Below are 18076 nucleotides of genomic sequence, written 5' to 3'. Positions count from 1 at the left end.
GCACAGTCGTTAGATAAAAAGGCCCCGGCGCTTCATCGTGCCGGGGCCTTTCTCGTTGTGAAGACCGGTTATGGCGTTCTTCAAGGGATGTACAAGCGCAACAACAACCGTGCGTACTTACAGGGTTGCTGAGTAATCAAACTTATCCACAGGTTTATCCCCATTGACCTCGATCACGCCATCACGGCCAGCAGCTCGAGCTTGAGTTCCTTCATCCCGGCCGGCGCATAGATCGAGATCGACTGCGCCTTGAGCATGCGCTCGAACATCGGCCCTTTCGATTCGAGGCTGAAGTAGCAGGTCTCGGGCCGTATGGGGATCGCCGCCGGTGGCTGCGGCGAATACTGCAGGCGCACGCCGGGCATTGCCGACAGCACGAACTTCTCGACGTCGTCCGGCGCGCCGACCTTGAAGCGCAGCGGTACGATGTCGATCAGTTCCACCGCCGCGATGTCGGCCGACACCGCGATATAGAACGTGGTGTTGTCGTCGATCTTGCCCGAGTCGAGCATTCCGATATGGTATGACGGGCGCACCTCGCTCAGCGCGATGCCGAAGTACTTGGCCGAGATGACCGTGTCGAGCAGCTCGCGGATGATCGCGTGCAGCGTGGCGAAGGCGGGGCCGGGATTGGCGTGCTGGTAGGTCGGCAGGTCGGCCAGCGTCCAGTTTTTCGAGAACGTCATCAGGCCGCCGGCCACGTCCAGCAGCGACTGGTACAGGCGCTCCGGGTGCAGCGCCGGATGGTGAAAGTGGTGCGTCAGCGCTGCGTAAGCCGAACTGGCCGTGTGCAGCAGCCAGAACGACGACATGTCGCCCGAGCGGAATTCGATCACGTTGCGGGTGGGTTCGCGGTGGTGGCCGTACAGCGCCCCGACCTTGGCCTGCAGCGCGTCGAGCAGGCGCCGCAACGCCTCGAACAGCACGGGCGAGGCGCCCACCGACAGGGCCGGCGGCACCAGGTCCGGATCGAGTTCAAAGCCGCCGGTGGACGCGCGCCGCACGCGCAGCAGCGGAAAGTTGACGTAGGCGTCGCGCGGGTCGAACTCCGACGCCAGACGCAGGCTGCGCCGCAGGTAGGCCAGCTGCACCGGCGCAGCCTGCGTGAACAGGTCGGGCGCCTCCAGGTTCACCTGCATGAAGCGCGCCGCATTGCCGTTCGGCGCGGCGGCCTGCCCCGGCTGCACGAAGTTGGCGTTGAAGGGCTTCAGGCCCGGCAGCGCGGCGTAATACGTCACCGCTTGCACAGACTGCGGCAGGGTGCCGAGGTCGATCGTGGCGGGCAACTCGTCGCTGCCGGGCGCCTCGTACAGTTCGCCATCCTGGAAGCGCAGCGCCAACCCCTTTACGCGCAGCATGTTGCTGGCCAGCGCTTCGCGGTCGATCTCGCAGTATTCCACGCCCCAGGCGTAGGGATGAACCGCCTTGACGCTCTTGTGCAGGCAATACTCGTGGTACGCATCCTGGCGCTGGAAGTGCTGCGGGCGCAACAGCAAGCCTTCGCCCCAGAGAACTTTGCTCGTCATGGTGCTGTCTTCCCTCAGTTGTTATGTCCGAAAAGAAACAATAACGACGACATGGAGTTGCCCATGTGAAGTTCATCAACGTTTGGCGACGAACCCCATGGCAACATGCGATTGGTTTTCATCACGCAACACTCCCGCCCGTTTTCCCCATCTCCCCTGCTCTACCGCGAAGGAATCTCCATGAAGGGATACACGCCGGATCTGTTCGACCGTCTGCTCGGCCAGCCGGTACGCAATGGCGCGATCGTTGCGCGCCTGAATGCCGACGACCTGAAGGACGCGGTGGCGCGCGACCTCGAGTCGCTCCTGAACACGCGCTCGATCATCCAGGAGGGCGCGTTGGTCGGCTACACCGAGTGCAAGACGTCGATGGTCGACTATGGCCTGTGCGATTTCGCCGACCGCTCGCTGTCGAGCCCCACGGACCGGACCCATATCTGCGCCTGCATCGAATCGGCCATCACGCGCCATGAGCCGCGCCTGACCAACGTGAAGGCGCAGCTGGAGTTGCGCGATGACGCGGCCCACCCGTCGATCAATCGCCTGAGCTTTTCGATCACGGCGGAGCTGGCGGGCAGCGTGTCGCAAGAGCCGGTAAACTTTGACGCCGTACTGCAGCCCTCGACGCTCCAGTACAGCATCCGCAAGGCCGGCCGCTCGGCGGCAACCAGGGCGGCAACTTCGAAAGAGGCCTGAAATGGACCAGCTCCTGCCCTATTACGAAAGCGAACTGGCCTACCTGCGCCACAACCTGCGCGAATTCGCCGAACGCTATCCGCGCATCGCCGGGCGCCTGTTGATCAGCGGCGAAGTGTGCGAGGACCCGCACACCGAACGCATGATCCAGTCGTTCGCCTTTTTGAATGCGCGCATCGCCAGGCGCCTCGACGACGACTATCCCGAGTTCACCGAAGCGCTGTTCGAGGTGCTGTACCCGCACTACCTACGGCCTTTTCCATCGTGCTCGATCGCGCAGCTCGACTTCGCCACCGCCGCCAGCCAGAAAACGGACGTGACGACAATCGAGCGCGGCGCCGCGTTCAAGACGCGGCCGGTGCGCAATCTGGAATGCACGTTTCGCACCGTGTATCCGATCGCCGTAGCGCCGCTGGCGCTGACGCGCGCGACGTTCTCGCCGATCATCAGCGCGCCCGACACGGTGCGCTTGCCGGCCGGCGCCACGGCCTGCATCAGCATGCGCGTGGCCATCACCTGCGACGGGCGCGGGCTCGATGCGCTCGGGCTGCCGGCGCTGCGCCTGTTCATCGATGGCGAGCCGTCCTTGTGCGCCGCCCTGCGCGATGCGCTGCTGGTGCGCACGGTGGCCGCGTACGTGCAGCCCGACGGCGGTCACTGGGTCGCGCTGCCCACGCTGCCGGTGCGCAGCGCCGGTTTCGGCGACGACGAGGCGCTGATCGATTTTCCGGCGCGCTCGCATGCGGCCTACCGCCTGCTCACCGAGTACTTCTGCTTTCCCGAAAAGTTCAATTTCGTCGACCTCGACCTGGCGCAGCTCACCGCCGCCCTGCCGCGCGGCACGCGCGCGCTGACCGTGCACCTGGCGTTGTCCGGCATTCGCAGCGACTCGAACCTGGCGCGCATGCTGGGCGCGCTCTCGACCAACAACCTGCTCACCGGCTGCACGCCGGTGATCAACCTGTTTGCCCATTGTGGCGAGCCGATCCAGCTGACCCACGCCAAGGCCAATTACCCGGTGCTGGCCGACGCGCGCCGCTCGTATGGCTACGAGGTCAACGCCATCAACGAGGTCAATATGGTGCGCCAGACGGCGCAGGGCGAGACGATCGTCAAGTTCCAGCCCTTCTATTCGCTCAAGCATGCGCAGACGCCGCAGCACAATGGCCACTACTGGGCCATGGCGCGCGATGAAGCGCTGGCCGAGCGCAGTCCGGGCTTCGAGACCCAGATCACGATCGTCGACATCGACTTCGACCCGGCCAGGGTCGAGAAAACCACGCTCAATCTCGAACTGACCTGCACCAACCGCGACCTGCCGTCGCTGATGCCATACGGGCAGCCGGGGGGCGACCTGTTCACCCAGGGCGGCTCGGGCACGCGCGCCATGACCTTCCTGCGCAAGCCAACCCGCACCTGGCGCTTTGCGCGCGGACGCAGCGCGCAGTGGCGCCTGATCTCGCTGCTGTCGCTGAACCACCTGTCGCTGGCCGATGGCGGCGTCGACGCGTTTCGTGAAATGCTGGCGCTGCACGACGTGCCCCGCTCGGCTGCCTCGACGCGCCAGATCGGCGGCATTCTCGCCATCGCCTACACGCCCACCAGCGCCTGGCTGTCCGGGAACCCCTTCAACTGCCTGGTGCGCGGGATCGAGGTGCGCCTCTGTATCGACGAAGAAGCGTTCGTCGGCAGCGGCATCCACCTCTTCGCCCACATAGTCGAGCGCTTCCTGGCGCTCTACGTGCACGCCAACAGCTTTACCCAGCTGGTGATCGTGTCCCATCAATCGTCAGAGGAGCTGCTGCGATGCGCACCCCGAAGCGGCGATCTGAGTCTGCTGTAATCGAGCAGCTGTTCAACGAGCCCTGGCGCTTCGAGTTCTTCCAGGCGGTGCGGGTGCTCGAACTGTGGCTCAAACGCCGCGGCAAGCCGCCGCGCAAGCTGGCGGCCGACATGCTGCGCTTCCAGAATTCGATCTCGCTGGGCTTCCCGGCCAGCCAGCTGGAAAGCATCCACGCCGACGTGCGCGACCTGTCGATCGGCATGCCGTTCGACCTGCCGATCGACGCCGCCGCGCTGGCCGACGCGGTGCAGGAAGGCACGCTGCGCCACGTATGCCTCACGCCCGCCTTCATGGGCCTGTTGGGCTGCAATGGCGTGCTGCCGGCGCACTACACCGAGCGCATCGCCGAGCACCAGGCGCAGCACAAGAACGAAGAAGAAGACGACGGCCCGCGCGCGTTCCTGGACGCGTTCTCGAACCGCTCGCTGGCCCTGTTCTACGAAGCCTGGCGCAAGTACCGCCTGCCGCTCAAGTACCAGCTCGATGGCCATGATGCTTTCTTGCCATTGTTGATGAGCCTTGCCGGCCTTGGCGACGAGGCATTGCGGCGGCGCCTGGCCGACGTCGGCGATGGCGCCGTGCTGGACGAATCGATCGGTTACTTTGCCGCGTCGATCCGGCACCGGCCGGTGTCGGCGGTGCAGATGGCGCGCGTGCTGTCGGCGTATTTCGGCCAGCCGATCGTGGCCGAACAATTCGTCGGCGCCTGGTACGACATCCCGGCCGCGCAGCAATCGATGCTGGGCCAGGACAGCGCGGTGCTCGGCGCGCGCGCACTGGCCGGCGCGCGCGTCTGGCAGCGCACCCTGCGCCTGCGCCTGATCGTCGGGCCGCTGGCGCATGCGGGCTTCCAGGCTTTCCTGCCGGGCGGGATGGCGGCACGGGCACTCAAAAGCATGCTGGCGCTGTTTACCGGCCTCGCCCTCGAGTACGAAGTCGAATTGGTGCTGCGCGCGGCCGACGTCCACAACACCACGCTGGACGCCGTCAGCCCGGGCCGGCTCGGTTGGGACGCCTTTCTGGTACTCGATGCGCCGCCCGGCGACCGGCACGACGTGCGCTACGACCTGCACGCCACGCCGCCCCCGGTCATCCAGACACCGCCCACCTCGCCGCAGGCATTCGTTTTGTGACAAACGCACCCCGCGCACCCCGATGGCGTATCCTGACGGTTGTGGGGCATCACGCCTCGATGGACGGGAGTGGTGATGAGCGAACAGATCATCTCGGCGATCAAGCTGGGCGGCCAGCAACTGGCGGCGGTCGTGACGCTGGCGGGGCCGCAACGCTACGAGTATTTCATCCGGCGCGCGGCCGAGGCGCGCGAAGTGTGGGGCCTGTACCAGGATGGCTGGGCGCTGGCCAGGACCGACGACGGCACCCTCGTGTTTCCGATGTGGCCGGCCAACGAGTACGCCACCCTGTGCGCCGAATTCGAATGGGACGGCTACGACGCGCAGGCATTCTCGCTTGAAGAACTGATCGAAGAATTGCTGCCGCAGCTCGAAGAAGACAGCGTCTTGCCGGGCGTGTTCTATACGCCGGGCGACAAGGGCATCACGCCCACCGTGGCGCAGCTGATCGGCGACCTCGAGGACGAACTGCGCCGTAATTAAGCATCAAGGCTACAGACCCGCCAGCAGCGCCTCGACCACGTCGAGCTGCACCGGCTTGGTCAGGTGGTGATCGAATCCGGCCTCGTTCGAGCGCAGGCGGTCGCTCTCGGCGCCCCAGCCCGTCAGCGCCACCAGCACGATGTCTTCCAGCCCCGCCGTGGCACGCATCGCGCGCGCGGTCTCGTAGCCGCTCATGCCCGGCATGCCGATGTCCAGGAACGCCACGCGCGGCTGGAACGCCTGCGCCATGGCCAGCGCCTCGTAGCCGTCGTGCGCCACCCTGGCCGTGTGACCTGACATATCCAGGATCATCGACAGCGTCACGGCGGCATCGACGTTGTCGTCCACCACCAGCACCTTCAGGCCACCGGCTGCGCCGTCGAGCGCCGGCGGATGCTCGCCCGGCGCCGCGCTGGCCTGCGCTTCTTCTGCCGCCAGTGGCAGGCGCACCGTGAAGATGCTGCCGGCGTTGGCGCCAGCGCTGGTGGCGGCGACCGAGCCGCCATGCATCTCGACCAGGCGCCGCACCAGCGACAGCCCGATTCCCAGTCCGCCCTGCGAGCGGTCGACCGTGCGCCCGATCTGGCTGAACATCTCGAACACGCCGGCCAGTGCATCCCCGGCGATGCCCACGCCGGTATCGCGCACCGCGATCACGGCCTGGCCGCCGTCGCGTCGCAGCGATAACGTGATCTGCCCGCGCGCCGGCGTGTACTTGGCTGCGTTATTGAGCAGGTTGGCCACCACCTGCGCGATGCGGGTCGCATCGGCGTCCACCAGCAGGGCTGCATCGGGCACGTCGATGGTCAATTCGTGCTGGCCCGCTTCGATCAGCGGCATGCTCGTTTCGACCGCGCTGGCCAGGATGCTTTGCAGGTCGGTGCGCTGGCGCTTGAGTTCCAGCTTGCCGCCGCTGATGCGGGCGATGTCGAGCAGGTCGTCGATCAGGTGCACCATGTGGCCGACCTGGCGCTCCATCATGTCGCGCACCTTTGCCATGGCAGCCGGATTGTCGCCGCTCAGGCGCATCACCGACAGGCCGTTCCTGATCGGCGCCAGCGGGTTGCGCAGCTCGTGCGCCAGCGTGGCCAGAAATTCGGTCTTGCGGCGGTCGGCCTCGGCCAGGTCGTCGGCCAGCTGGCGCAGCGTCGATTCCGACAGCTTGCGCGCCGAGATGTCGTTGAACAGCAGCGCCACCTTGCGGCTGTCCGGGCCGCCGATGCGGGTCGCATACACGTCGAACCAGCGATTCATCGCCGGGGCCTCGTTCTCGAAGCGCACCGGCTCGCCCGTGAGCGCCACGCGCCCGTAGGTCTCGAACCAGAAGTCGTCCAGCCCTGGCAGCATGTCGCGCGCCGTGCGGCCCACGGCGTCCTTCAGGCCGGTGTGACCCTCGAAGGTTGGATTCATCTCCAGGAAGCGGTAGTCGATGGGCCGGTCGGCTTCGTCGAACAGCATCTCGAAGATGCAGAAGCCTTCGTCGACCGAATCGAACAGGGTGCGGTAGCGCTCTTCGCTGGCGCGCAGCTGCTCGACCACCCGTTTGCTGTCGATGTTCGCGGCCTGCACCTGGCGCAGCAGCTGTTCGCGTTCTTCGCTGGCCTTGCGCTCCTGCGTGATGTCGCGCGAGATCACGAGCAGGTGGGCGCCCTGGCCATCGTGGCTGGCGGTGCGGGTGATCATCACGTCCCACCACTTGGGCGTGCCCTTGGCGGTGGGGCAGGCTGCCACGACATGCCCGGTACCGCCGGCACGCGCCGCATCCAGGGCCGCCTTCACCGCCTCGTGGGCCTCGGCCGGCCAGAATGTCATCCATGGCTCGCCGCGCAGGTGTGCGATGTCGTCGATTTCCATCATGCTGCGGCCATTGCAGTTCATTGCGAGGATCGCGCCATCCGGGTCAAGCAGTTTCACGCAGTCGGGGATGGCCTCGAACAGCGCCCAGCCGAAGGTGATCGAGTCCTGATCCGGCATGGTGTCGCGGGTTTCCTGCATGGGTGACCTTCGGGCTAATGCCTCCGCGCTCGGAGGTCGTTGGAACAATATCAACAGGAAATTTTACCTAGATCGCGACAACCTTGCAGTTATTACTTATGCGCCGTGCATCTGGTATGGGTATTCCGGTAACAGATCAGGAAAAGCACGTCCGTTCCTCATTCATGTCATCAAACTGTGACCAAACTGTCACGCCGCCGTCATGTTGCCTTACTACTATTTGCGGGCTTTCCCTTATCCACACAACAAATACAGGATCCATCCCGTGAACAAGCCGACCGATCTCGCCCGCCTGACAGCCGCCCATGATGATATCGACCTGAATACGTCGCCGAACGAGCAATTCAGCACGGTCATGAACGCCCGCCTGAGCCGCCGCAACATGCTGCGCGGCGGCGCCGCCACCGCTGCCACCGCACTGCTGAGCACCTTCGGCCTGACCGCCTGCGGCGGTTCGGATGACGATCCTGTCGCCACCACCCCGCCGCCAACCGGCAACACGCCGCCACCGGCGCCGGTCGAAAAACTGCTGGGCTTTACCGCCGTCGGCAAGAGCCTGGCCGATACCGTCATCGTCCCTGCCGGTTACACCGCCAGCGTGCTGTACGCGCTGGGCGACCCGCTCGCCGCCGGTACCGCCGCCTACAAGAACGACGGCACCGATACCGATTTCGAAAACCGCGCGGGCGACCACCACGACGGCATGGAATTCTTCTCGCTGTCGGCCGACGGCGCTGTCTCGACCACGGGCGTCGAACGCGGCCTGCTGGCCATGAACCACGAAGCGACCACCAACGAAGGCCTGGCCTCGTTCTTCGTGCACGCCAACGGCGGCACCAATACGCTGCCGCGTCCTGCGCTGGAAGTCGACAAGGAGATGGCACTGCACGGCCTGTCGGTCGTCGAAGTCCGCAAGAACAACGGCAAGTGGGAATACCTGCAGAATTCGAGCTTCAACCGCCGCGTGCACCAGCAAACCGACGTCCTCATCTCGGGCCCGGTGCGCGGCAGCGGCATGGTCAAGACCAAGTACTCGCCGGACGGCACCAAGTTCCGCGGCACGATCAACAACTGCGGCACCGGCCGCACCCCGTGGAACACCTATCTGTCGGGCGAAGAAAACTGGGCTGGCTACTTCACCCGCTCGGCCACCGACAACGCTGCGCGCGGCGACAAGAGCGTCGCCTCGCTCAACCGCTACGGCGTAGCGCAGGGCGCGGCCTCGCGTCACGGCTGGGAAACCGGCGGCGCGGACGACAAGTACGCGCGCTGGAACCTCAGCAAAACCGGCACGTCGATGGACGGCACCGACGACTACCGCAATGAACTCAATGGCGAAGGTTACATCATCGAGATGGACGCCTACGACAAGACCCGTCCGCTGAAAAAGCGTACCGCGCTGGGCCGCTTCGCCCACGAAAGCGCCGCCTTCGGCCGCCTGCTTGCCGGCGCGCCGCTGGCCGTCTACATGGGTGACGATTCGCGCGGCGAATACATCTACAAGTTTGTCTCGAGCGCACCGTGGAACCCGGCCGACGCCATCGCCGCCGACCGCATCGCCACCGGCGACAAATACCTCGACAGCGGCAAGCTGTATGTGGCCAAGTTCAACGCCGACGGCAAGGGCGCCTGGATCGAACTGAATATCGCCAACGCGGCCATCGCCGCCTACGCCACCTACAAGTTCGCCGACCAGGCCGACGTGCTGGTGAACGCCCGCCTGGCAGCCGACGCCGTCGGCGCGACCAAGATGGACCGCCCTGAATGGTGCTCGGTCAACCCGGCCAACGGCGAGATCTACTACACGCTGACCAACAACAGCAATCGCCGCGCCGAGCCGACCGGTTCGAGCCAGGTCGGCGTGGACGCGGCCAACCCGCGCGCTTACACCGACATGAAGGGCACCACCGCCCAGTCGGGCAACCCGAACGGCCACATCATCCGCATGAAGGAAGATGCCGCCGGTTCGACCGCCACCACCTTCAGCTGGGACGTGTACCTGTTCGGCGCCGAAGCGGCGGCTGCCGCCAGCACGATCAACCTGTCAGGCCTCACCGCCGACCAGGACTTCTCGAGCCCGGACGGCATGGCCTTCAGCCTCTCGACCGGCATCTGCTGGTTCCAGACCGATGATGGCGCCTACACGGATGTGACCAACTGCATGATGGTGGCCGGCCTGGCCGGTTCGGTCGGCGACGGGAAGAAGGTCACCGTGCCGCACACGAAGGCCGACGGCTCGATCCTGAACGTCGACACCTACGTCGGCAAGGCCGCCACCCCGGACACGCTCAAGCGCTTCCTGGTCGGCCCGAAAGGCTGCGAACTGACCGGCATCACCGAAACCCCGGACGGCAAGGCGCTGTTCGTCAACATCCAGCACCCGGGCGAAACCACCGCGGCGGCCAATGTCGGCGATCCGACCAAGTACACGAGCCAGTGGCCAGCGAATGCTGGTTATGGTGCGGGCAAGCGGCCACGTTCGGCGACGCTGGTCATTACCAAGAATGACGGTGGGCGCATCGGTTCGTAAGCACGCTAGTTAGCCAAAGCACGTCGTTCCCGCGCTTCGCGGGGAAGCACGTTAGCCAAAACACGTCGTTCCCGCGCAGGCGGGAACCCAAGTTGTTCGCGTCCACGGTACGCTTGCAAACTCAGGTTCCCGCCTTCGCGGGAACGACGTTTTTACGCTTGTGGGCTGGTCCCGGCGCTGCTGTTGGGCGCTGCGCAGTGCTGGCCTGTTATTCACGCAAGCGGCAGCAGCACGCCGCGCGCGGCCTTGAGCAGCGCCGCGCCCATGCGCTCGAGCCGCGGCGGCTGAATGCGCCACGCATGCCAGTACAGCGGCACGTCGTGCGCGATGGCGGGCGCCAGGTCGACCAGTTCGCCGGTCTTCAACAGCGCGGCGCACTGCTCGTCGGGCAGCATGCCGTAACCCATCCCCAGGCGCACCGCCGCCACGAACGGATCGCTGGCCGGCACGTAGTGAAACGGATACGCGCCATCCGGCAGGCCAAACTGCTTGAGTAAAAATGACGACTGCATCGCGTCCTTGCGGTCGAAGACCATCAGGGGTGCCAGTTGCGCGGTGGCGCGCGTGATCCCGTCCGGGAACCAGCGCCGCGCAAACGCGGGCGAGGCCACCAGCCGGTAGCGCATCACGCCCAGCAGGCTCGCGCTGCAGCCGCGCATCGGCGCCGGCTCGCCCGAGATGCAGGCCACCGCATGGCCGCCTTCAAGCAGCGAGAACGTGTGGCCCTGGTTATCGAGGATGAATTCGACCAGCAGCTGTTCGTCGATCAGGATGGGCGCCAGCACCGGTAGCAGCCAGGTGGCCAGCGTGTCGTTGTTGACGGCCAGCGTCACGCGCGCCGGGCCCGGGTCGCCGGCCATCTCGGCCAAGAATTCCGATTCAAGGAGCGTGGAGCGGCGCAGGTATTGCAGCAGCCGCGTGCCGGGGGCCGTGGGGCGGCACGGGCGGCTGCGCACCAGCAGCGGCGTGCCCATGTCCTGTTCCAGCGCCGAGATACGCTGCGAGACGGCCGATGGCGTGATCTTGAGCTGCGCGGCGGCCGCTTCCAGGCTGCCGGCGTCGATGGCGGCCAGAAAAGCGGCGCTGCGGCGTGGGTCGAGTTTCATGATTAGCGCTTCTTACGTGTCCTGAGAAATCATGAATATAATTGAAGTCGAGCGGGCGGGCTGGAATAGTGGCTGCTTTCGCACGGAGGCTGCCATGTTCTCGCAACAAATCTATCTTCAGGGGCTGGGCCTGGGCGCTGGCCTCATCATGGGCATCGGCGCGCAGAACGCACATGTGCTGCGAACCGCGGTGCGGGGCCGCCATGTGCTGCCGACGGTGGTGACCTGCATCGTCGTCGATGCGATCCTGATTGCAGCGGGCACCAGCGGGCTGGGCGCGCTGATCGAATCATCGCCCTTCCTGATGCCGCTGGCGCGCTACGGCGGCGCAGCGTTCCTGGTCTGGTATGGCGTGCGCTGCTGGTCGAGCAGCCTGCGTGGCGGCGCGACGCTGGCGGGCGATCCGGCTGCGCAGACGCAGACGCTGGGCGCGGCGCTGGCGACGGTGCTGGCGTTGTCGCTGCTCAATCCACACGTGTATTTGGACACCGTTGTGCTGCTGGGCGCCGTGGGCAGCAGCCTGGCCGCGAGCGAGCGCAGTTCGTTTGCGCTGGGGGCGATCACGGCGTCGGTGCTGTGGTTCTCGGCGATCGGGTTGGGGGCGCGGCGCTTCGCGTCGACACTGGCGCGGCCGACGGTGTGGCGCGTGATCGAGGCGTTCACGGGCGCGATGATGCTGGTGCTGGCCGTGCTGCTCGTGGTCGATGGGTGACGCCGTAAAAAAAGTGAATGGACACCGTGCTCGCCGGTGTAAAGTTGCATTTTGTCCATTCAATTTTTCGAGGAGCTGGCTTGAACCGCAAGAACCGTTTGGCACTGAATCTGATGGCCCTGTGCATGGCCACCCTGGGCTGGTCCGGCGCACACGCCGCCGACGTCATCATCAGCGCCGAGCGGCTGCTGGACGTGAAAACCGGGCGCATGATCGACAAGCCCGAGATCCTGGTGCGCGACGGTAAAGTCGTGAGCATCGGGCGTGCTGGCGCGGTCTCATCGGCCAGTGCATCGGCATCTGCGCCGGCGAGTGCAGAGGCGACGCGTGTCGACCTGCCCGGCATGACGCTGCTGCCTGGGCTGATCGACATGCATGTCCACCTCGATTCCGACCCCACTTACGGCGGCTACAGCGGCCTCGAATACAACGACCGCTTCTGGTCCGCGCTGGCCGTGGCGCACGCCGGTAAAACGCTCGACGCGGGCTTTACCACCGTGCGCAACCTGGGCGCCGCCGACTGGAACGACGTCGGCCTGGGCCAGGCGATCGCCGCCGGCAAGGTGCGCGGTCCGCGCATCATTCCTGCCGCCTGGTCGTTCGGCCCGACCGGCAGCCACTGCGACAGCACCTATTTCCCGCCATCGATGGACGAGAAAAACCCGTACAACGCCGACGGCCCGGACGAAGTGCGCAAGTCGGTGCGTGCGCTGCGAAAGTACGGCGCCCAGGTCATCAAGGTCTGCGCCACGGGCGGCGTCTTCTCGCGCAACACCGAACCGGGCCAGCAGCAGATGAACCTCGCCGAATTGCGCGCCGCGGTGGAAGAAGCGCACCAGTGGGGCCTGCAGGTGGCCGCGCATGCGCATGGCGCGGCCGGCATCAAGGACGCGATCCGCGCCGGCGTGAACACGATCGAACACGCCAGCCTGATCGACGACGAAGGTATTGCGCTGGCCAAGAAGCACGGCGCGTGGCTGTCGATGGACATCTACAACGGCAGCTACACGGCGGCCGAGGGCAAGAAGAACGGTGTGTTGGAAGACAATCTGCGCAAGGACCGCGAAGTGACGGAGCTGCAGCGCCAGAACTTCAAGCGCGCGCATGCGGCCGGCGTGAAAATGGTGTTCGGCACCGACGCCGGCGTGCACCCGCACGGCGGCAACGGCAAGCAGTTCGCCGTCATGGTCCAGTACGGCATGACACCGCTGCAAGCAATCCAGGCTGCGACAGTCAACGCCGCCGAAGCCTTGGCACGCAAGGATGTCGGCGTCATCGAACCCGGCCGCTACGCCGACCTGGTGGCCGTCCTGGGCGACCCAACGGTAGACGTCCGCCTGCTGGAAGCTCCCGCCGTCGTCATCCAAAGCGGCATCATCGTCAAACGCACCACCCCCTAACAATTAGGGTCAGTGTAGAATTAATGAGCAATATCTTTGTATCAAGCGGGAAAATGTTGCATCGTCAGTAGAATTGGATCACTTGAAAATGATCGCGTTTTAATTGGGGTCGGAGTCGAATTAATTTTCAATTTATTTTCAAAAATTGACAAACAATTCGACTCCGACCCTATTTATTTTTCTGGCAGATTGACGTTGTTGAGGTTGAGTCAATTTAGCGGTGATAACTAGTTTTTAATTGGCATGAACTGAAGACCGATTTTCTCGAAAAATAATCAGGGTCAGAGTCAAATTAAAAAGAAATTGATCATGTTTTCAAATAATCAGACGCCGACCATAAGCTCAGCAGTGCATCTTGCAAATTAATTAGGGTCAGAGTCGAATTAATAAGATATTGATTAACTGAAGTTGTCAAACAATTCGACACTGACCCCATTGTAGGTTTATCTTCAGGAGAAGAAATGAAAGCGATTGTTTATACTCAGAATGGCTTGCCGATCGATAATCCGCAGGCCCTCGTCGAGACTGACATGCCGATGCCGCAAGCCGGGCCGCATGACCTGGTGGTTGAAGTGCGCGCCGTGTCGGTCAATCCGGTCGACACCAAGATCCGCCGTGGCGTTGCCGTGACCGAGCCGCGCGTGCTCGGGTGGGATGCCAGCGGTGTCGTGCATACGGTCGGTGATGAAGTTACCCTGTTCGCGCCGGGTGACGAGGTCTTTTATGCAGGGTCGCTCATCCGCCCTGGTTCGAACAGCCAGTTCCAGGCGGTCGATGAGCGCATCGTCGGCAAGAAGCCGCGCACGCTGGGCTTTGCCGAAGCGGCCGCCCTGCCCCTGACGTCGATCACGGCCTGGGAGCTGCTGTTCGACCGCCTGCGCGTGCCCGAAGGCGGCGGGGCCGGCAAGTCGCTGCTGGTGATTGGCGCGGCCGGTGGCGTTGGCTCGATCCTGATTCAGCTCGCGCGCCAGCTTACCGGGCTGACCGTCATCGGCAGCGCCTCGCGCGATGCCACGCGCGAATGGGTGACCAAGCTGGGTGCGCACCATACTGTCGACCACACGCGCCCGATGCAGCCGCAACTGGCCGAACTGGGCTTCGCGCAGGTAGACATCGTCATCAGCCTGACCCACACCGACCACCATTACGAAGACATCATCGAGGCGCTTGCGCCGCAGGGCCAGCTGGCGCTGATCGATGATCCGGCCACGCTCGACGCGGTGCCGCTCAAGCGCAAGTCGATCTCGCTGCACTGGGAGCTGATGTTTACCCGTTCGATGTTCGGCACGCCAGACATGGTGCGCCAGCACGAGCTGCTCGATCGCATGGCCGACATGGTCGACGCCGGCCGATTGACGACGACCCTGGGCGAGCACTTCGGTCCGATCACCGCCGACAATCTGCGCCGCGCGCATGCGCTGATCGAAAGCGGCAAGGCCATTGGAAAAATCGTCCTCGAAAACTTCTGATGCCGGAATCGCTTACCATCGTGGCATTCAACAACCTGCGAAAGAGACACCATGGACATTCTGTCGGCCGCCAAAAAGCGCCATACCGCCAAAGCCTACGATAGCGAACGCCGCATCCCCGAAGAGGTGATGCAGCAGGTGTATGGCCTGCTGCGCAACAGCGCATCGTCGGTCAACTCGCAGCCATGGCACTTCATCGTCGCCAACACGCCCGAAGGCCGCGCGCGCATCGCCAAGGCGACGCAGGGCGGCTACGTCTACAACGCGGCGAAGGTCAACGATGCATCGCACGTGATCGTGCTGTGCGCCCGCGTCGACATGGATGATGCGCACCTGAACGCAGTGCTCGAGCAAGAGCAGCTTGACGGGCGCTTCCGCGATGCGCAGGCGCGCGCCGGCCAGGACGCGTCGCGCCGCGGCTACGTCAACCAGCACCGCTACGGCACCAAGGACGTGGCCCAGTGGCTCGAGAAGCAGGTGTACCTGGCGCTGGGCACCGCGCTGGTCGGCGCGGCCACGCTGGAGATCAATGCGACGCCGATGGAAGGCTTCGACCAGAAAATCCTCGACGCCGAATTCGGCCTGCACGAGAAAGGCTTGACCAGCCTGGTGCTGGTGAGCTTTGGCTATTCGTCGCCAGCCGATTTCAATGCCGGCCTGCCGAAATCGCGCCTGACGCAGGAAGCGACGTTCACCTTCATCTGATCGACGCCCCGCCGTCGCACGCGGGTGGCAGCATCTTTTCCATGAACACGGAGTCGATGCCGATCCCGCTGCGATGCGCGTACACCTCGTCGCGCACCCGCACGAAGCCGGCGCGCTCGTAGAATGCCACCGCATTGAGCGACGCCGACAAAAACAGCCGTTGCAAGCCGCGCCCCCGCGCCAGCGCCTCCAGCCGGCGCAGCAAGTCCAGCGCAATGCCGCGACCCTGATACGCGGGATCGACAAATGCGGCATCGACCTCGCCGCGATCCAGGTCGAGCACCGCGAAACCCGCCACGCGCCCGTCATCGATCGCCACCATGGCGCTTCCATGCTCGACCAGCCGCGGCAATGATGCGGGCGGCGCACTGGCGCACCAGGTCTCGATCACGGCCGCCGGATAGTGTGCGGCGCAACGGGCCTGCACGGCCCGCGTGCGCAGTGCCCACATGGCGGCGATGTCGGCTGCGCTGGCCGCACGGTAGATCAGCATGGTCCTGCTCCTGACGTGTTGGTAACACCACATCGTACACGCGCCGTCGTCGCCTGCGGGTCGCTGCTGGCCTGTATGCAACAGGGCCCAAGGACGGTCGCCCGAGCTTCGTGCTACAGTCTTCTGCCGCCCAATCTATCGACCCCCATGCTGAAACAGCTCACCACCTTCGTCGTCGCCGTCGCCGTCAGCTGCACGTTCGCCGCCGGCGCCCAAGCCGCCCCGCCGGTCTACGGCTTCGTTGTCAAGAACACGTACCCGCACGATCCGCAAGCCTTCACCCAGGGCCTGTTCTACCGCGACGGCTACCTCTACGAGAGCACCGGCCAGATCGGCCAGTCGACGATCCGCAAGGTCGACCTCAAGACGGGCAAGGTGGTGCAGAAGGCGGATTTGCCGGCCGACGTCTTCGGCGAAGGCTCGGCCGCCGTCGGCAACACGCTAATTGGCCTGACCTGGCAATCGCAGGTGGGCTATGTGTTCGACCTCAAGACGTTCAAGCTCAAGCAGCAATTCAAGTACGAGGGCGAAGGCTGGGGCCTGGCCGGCGACGCCAAACAGCTCTACATGAGCGATGGCAGCGCCTTCATCCGCATCCTCGATCCCAAGACGATGAAGGAACTGCGGCGCGTGCAGGTCACAGCCGAGGGCCAGCCGGTGCCACGCCTGAACGAGCTCGAACTGGTCGATGGCGAGCTGTATTCGAATATCTGGGGCACCGACTACATCATCCGCATCGATCCCGACAGCGGCAAGGTGCTCGGCCTGATCGACCTGACCGGCCTGCTCCCGGCCGACGCACGCGGCACGAAAGCAATCGACGCCGTATTGAACGGCATCGCCTGGGACGAAAAAGGCAAGCGCCTGTTCGTCACTGGCAAGCTGTGGCCCAAGCTCTTTGAAATCGAGCTGGTGCCACGCCTGCGCCGCTGATCACGCGGGTCTGGTCACGTCGATGACGACTTTGCCGAAGTGCGCGCCGGACGCCAGATAGCGATACGCCTCCTGCGCCTGGCCGAATGAAAACACGCGATCGATCACCGGCTTGATGCCGCTGGCGTCGACAAACCGCATCACGTCTTCGAGCATCGCGCGGCTGCCCACGTGCACGCCCACCAGGCGCTTGGCGCTGGCCAGCAGCGCCGCCGGATTGACTTCGCCGCCAAAGCCGCTCACGCCGCCGATGACGGCCACCGTGCCGCCCATCGCCACCGCCGCCACCGAGCGGTTCACCGTCCCCTGCCCGCCCACTTCCAGCACCACCTGCGCGCCGACGCCATGGGTCAGGTGCATCACTTCGTCCTGCCACTCGGGAATGGTGCGGTAGTTGATCGTGTGATGCGCACCGAGTTCGCGTGCGCGCGCCAGCTTCTCGTCGCTCGACGACGTCACGATCGTGCGCAGGCCCGCCGCGCGCGCCAGTTGCAGGCCCAGGATCGAGACGCCGCCAGTCCCCAGCAGCAGCACTGTGTCGCCGGGCTTGACCTGGTTGCCAGATACAAAAATCGCATTCCAGGCGGTGACCGCCGCGCAGGGCATCGTGGATGCCTCGACGAAGCTCAGGCCCGCCGGGATGATCGCCAGCGCATCTTCGTGCAGCACGACTTCTTCGGCCAGCATGCCGTCGATGTCGCCGCCCAGGCCATTCCTGATCTTGGCGGCAGTCGGCGCACCTTCGTGCCAGTACGGGAAGAACGAACCGGCCACGCGGTCGCCCACCTGTACGCGCTTGACGCCCGGCCCGACAGCGAGCACTTCGCCGGCACCGTCCGAGCACGGGATGATCGGGTCGTCGACCGAGACCAGGTAGTTCCCGGCGGCGACCATCAGGTCGCGGTAATTGAGCGCGACGGCGTGCACGCGGATGCGCACTTCGCCCTGGCCAAGGCCGCGAATGGGGTAGTCGATGGCTTGCAGGGCGTCGATGGTGGCGCCGTGAAGAATTTGGTATGCCCGCATGGGTGCTCCTGTGTCAGTTGAAAGCG

15 protein-coding genes are annotated in these 18076 nt (G+C 65.0%); 10 read left to right on the top strand and 5 right to left on the bottom strand.

Annotation, left to right across the window (positions count from 1 at the left end; translation table 11 throughout):
* Nucleotides 1-173 precede the first annotated feature (173 nt).
* A complete protein-coding gene (gene tssK, locus AB2N08_RS07910) occupies nt 174-1526 on the bottom strand; it encodes a type VI secretion system baseplate subunit TssK (RefSeq protein ID WP_367610087.1) in 1353 nt (450 codons plus the stop codon).
* Nucleotides 1527-1706: 180 nt separating this feature from the next.
* Here tssK and tssE point away from each other — a divergent pair, with 180 nt between their 5' ends.
* The 4 genes from tssE to AB2N08_RS07890 all read left to right on the top strand — a co-directional run bounded on the left by tssE (nt 1707) and on the right by AB2N08_RS07890 (nt 5681).
* The gene (gene tssE, locus AB2N08_RS07905) at nt 1707-2222 is read left to right on the top strand and encodes a type VI secretion system baseplate subunit TssE (protein ID WP_367610086.1); all 516 of its coding nucleotides are present in this window, start codon (nt 1707-1709) and stop codon (nt 2220-2222) included.
* A 1-nt stretch (nt 2223) separates the two neighbouring features.
* The gene (gene tssF / locus AB2N08_RS07900; RefSeq protein ID WP_367610085.1) at nt 2224-4065 is read left to right on the top strand and encodes a type VI secretion system baseplate subunit TssF; all 1842 of its coding nucleotides are present in this window, start codon (nt 2224-2226) and stop codon (nt 4063-4065) included.
* Nucleotides 4029-5198 carry a type VI secretion system baseplate subunit TssG gene (tssG, locus tag AB2N08_RS07895; RefSeq protein ID WP_367610084.1) on the top strand — a complete coding sequence of 390 codons (1170 nt, stop codon included), beginning with the start codon at nt 4029-4031 and terminating at the stop codon, nt 5196-5198. The genes tssF and tssG overlap by 37 nt, the downstream gene beginning before the upstream one ends.
* A gap of 75 nt (nt 5199-5273) precedes the next feature.
* Entirely contained in the window at nt 5274-5681 is a 408-nt protein-coding gene (locus tag AB2N08_RS07890; protein ID WP_367610083.1) for a DUF2750 domain-containing protein, read from the top strand.
* A 9-nt stretch (nt 5682-5690) separates the two neighbouring features.
* Here AB2N08_RS07890 and AB2N08_RS07885 read toward each other — a convergent pair whose 3' ends face one another.
* The gene (locus AB2N08_RS07885) at nt 5691-7676 is read right to left on the bottom strand and encodes a PAS domain-containing hybrid sensor histidine kinase/response regulator (protein ID WP_367610082.1); all 1986 of its coding nucleotides are present in this window, start codon (nt 7674-7676) and stop codon (nt 5691-5693) included.
* 265 nt (nt 7677-7941) lie between these two features.
* Here AB2N08_RS07885 and AB2N08_RS07880 point away from each other — a divergent pair, with 265 nt between their 5' ends.
* Entirely contained in the window at nt 7942-10206 is a 2265-nt protein-coding gene (locus AB2N08_RS07880) for a PhoX family protein (RefSeq protein ID WP_367610081.1), read from the top strand.
* 212 nt (nt 10207-10418) lie between these two features.
* On the opposite strand, the gene AB2N08_RS07875 is transcribed toward AB2N08_RS07880, so the two are convergent.
* Nucleotides 10419-11312, bottom strand: a complete 894-nt coding sequence (locus tag AB2N08_RS07875) for a LysR family transcriptional regulator ArgP (protein ID WP_367610080.1) — start codon at nt 11310-11312, stop codon at nt 10419-10421.
* A 94-nt stretch (nt 11313-11406) separates the two neighbouring features.
* Between AB2N08_RS07875 and AB2N08_RS07870 the strand changes: the two genes are divergently transcribed.
* The 4 genes from AB2N08_RS07870 (at nt 11407) to nfsB (ending at nt 15598) form a co-directional block, all read left to right on the top strand.
* Entirely contained in the window at nt 11407-12024 is a 618-nt protein-coding gene (locus tag AB2N08_RS07870; protein WP_367610079.1) for a LysE/ArgO family amino acid transporter, read from the top strand.
* An 80-nt stretch (nt 12025-12104) separates the two neighbouring features.
* Nucleotides 12105-13424, top strand: coding sequence for a Xaa-Pro dipeptidase (locus tag AB2N08_RS07865; RefSeq protein ID WP_367610078.1), 1320 nt, complete (start codon nt 12105-12107; stop codon nt 13422-13424).
* 461 nt (nt 13425-13885) lie between these two features.
* Nucleotides 13886-14893 carry a zinc-binding alcohol dehydrogenase family protein gene (locus AB2N08_RS07860; RefSeq protein WP_367610077.1) on the top strand — a complete coding sequence of 336 codons (1008 nt, stop codon included), beginning with the start codon at nt 13886-13888 and terminating at the stop codon, nt 14891-14893.
* A gap of 51 nt (nt 14894-14944) precedes the next feature.
* On the top strand, nt 14945-15598 hold the full coding sequence (nfsB, locus tag AB2N08_RS07855; RefSeq protein WP_367610076.1) for an oxygen-insensitive NAD(P)H nitroreductase: 654 nt from the start codon (nt 14945-14947) through the stop codon (nt 15596-15598).
* Here nfsB and AB2N08_RS07850 read toward each other — a convergent pair.
* Nucleotides 15591-16091 carry a GNAT family N-acetyltransferase gene (locus AB2N08_RS07850; RefSeq protein ID WP_367610075.1) on the bottom strand — a complete coding sequence of 167 codons (501 nt, stop codon included), beginning with the start codon at nt 16089-16091 and terminating at the stop codon, nt 15591-15593. The genes nfsB and AB2N08_RS07850 overlap by 8 nt on opposite strands.
* 147 nt (nt 16092-16238) lie before the next feature.
* On the opposite strand from AB2N08_RS07850, the gene AB2N08_RS07845 reads away from it, so the two are divergent.
* Nucleotides 16239-17024, top strand: a complete 786-nt coding sequence (locus AB2N08_RS07845; RefSeq protein WP_367610074.1) for a glutaminyl-peptide cyclotransferase — start codon at nt 16239-16241, stop codon at nt 17022-17024.
* Here the strand turns inward: AB2N08_RS07845 and AB2N08_RS07840 are convergent, their stop codons facing one another.
* Nucleotides 17025-18050: a zinc-dependent alcohol dehydrogenase family protein gene (locus AB2N08_RS07840; RefSeq protein WP_367610073.1), complete on the bottom strand. Its 1026-nt coding sequence runs from the start codon at nt 18048-18050 to the stop codon at nt 17025-17027. It abuts the gene before it with no gap.
* Nucleotides 18051-18076 lie beyond the last annotated feature (26 nt).

This window comes from Massilia aurea (genome assembly GCF_040790145.1).
Taxonomy (GTDB): domain Bacteria; phylum Pseudomonadota; class Gammaproteobacteria; order Burkholderiales; family Burkholderiaceae_D; genus Telluria; species Telluria aurea_C.
Note: the sequence above shows the minus strand (reverse complement) of the source record. Positions and strands in the feature narration are given on the sequence as shown.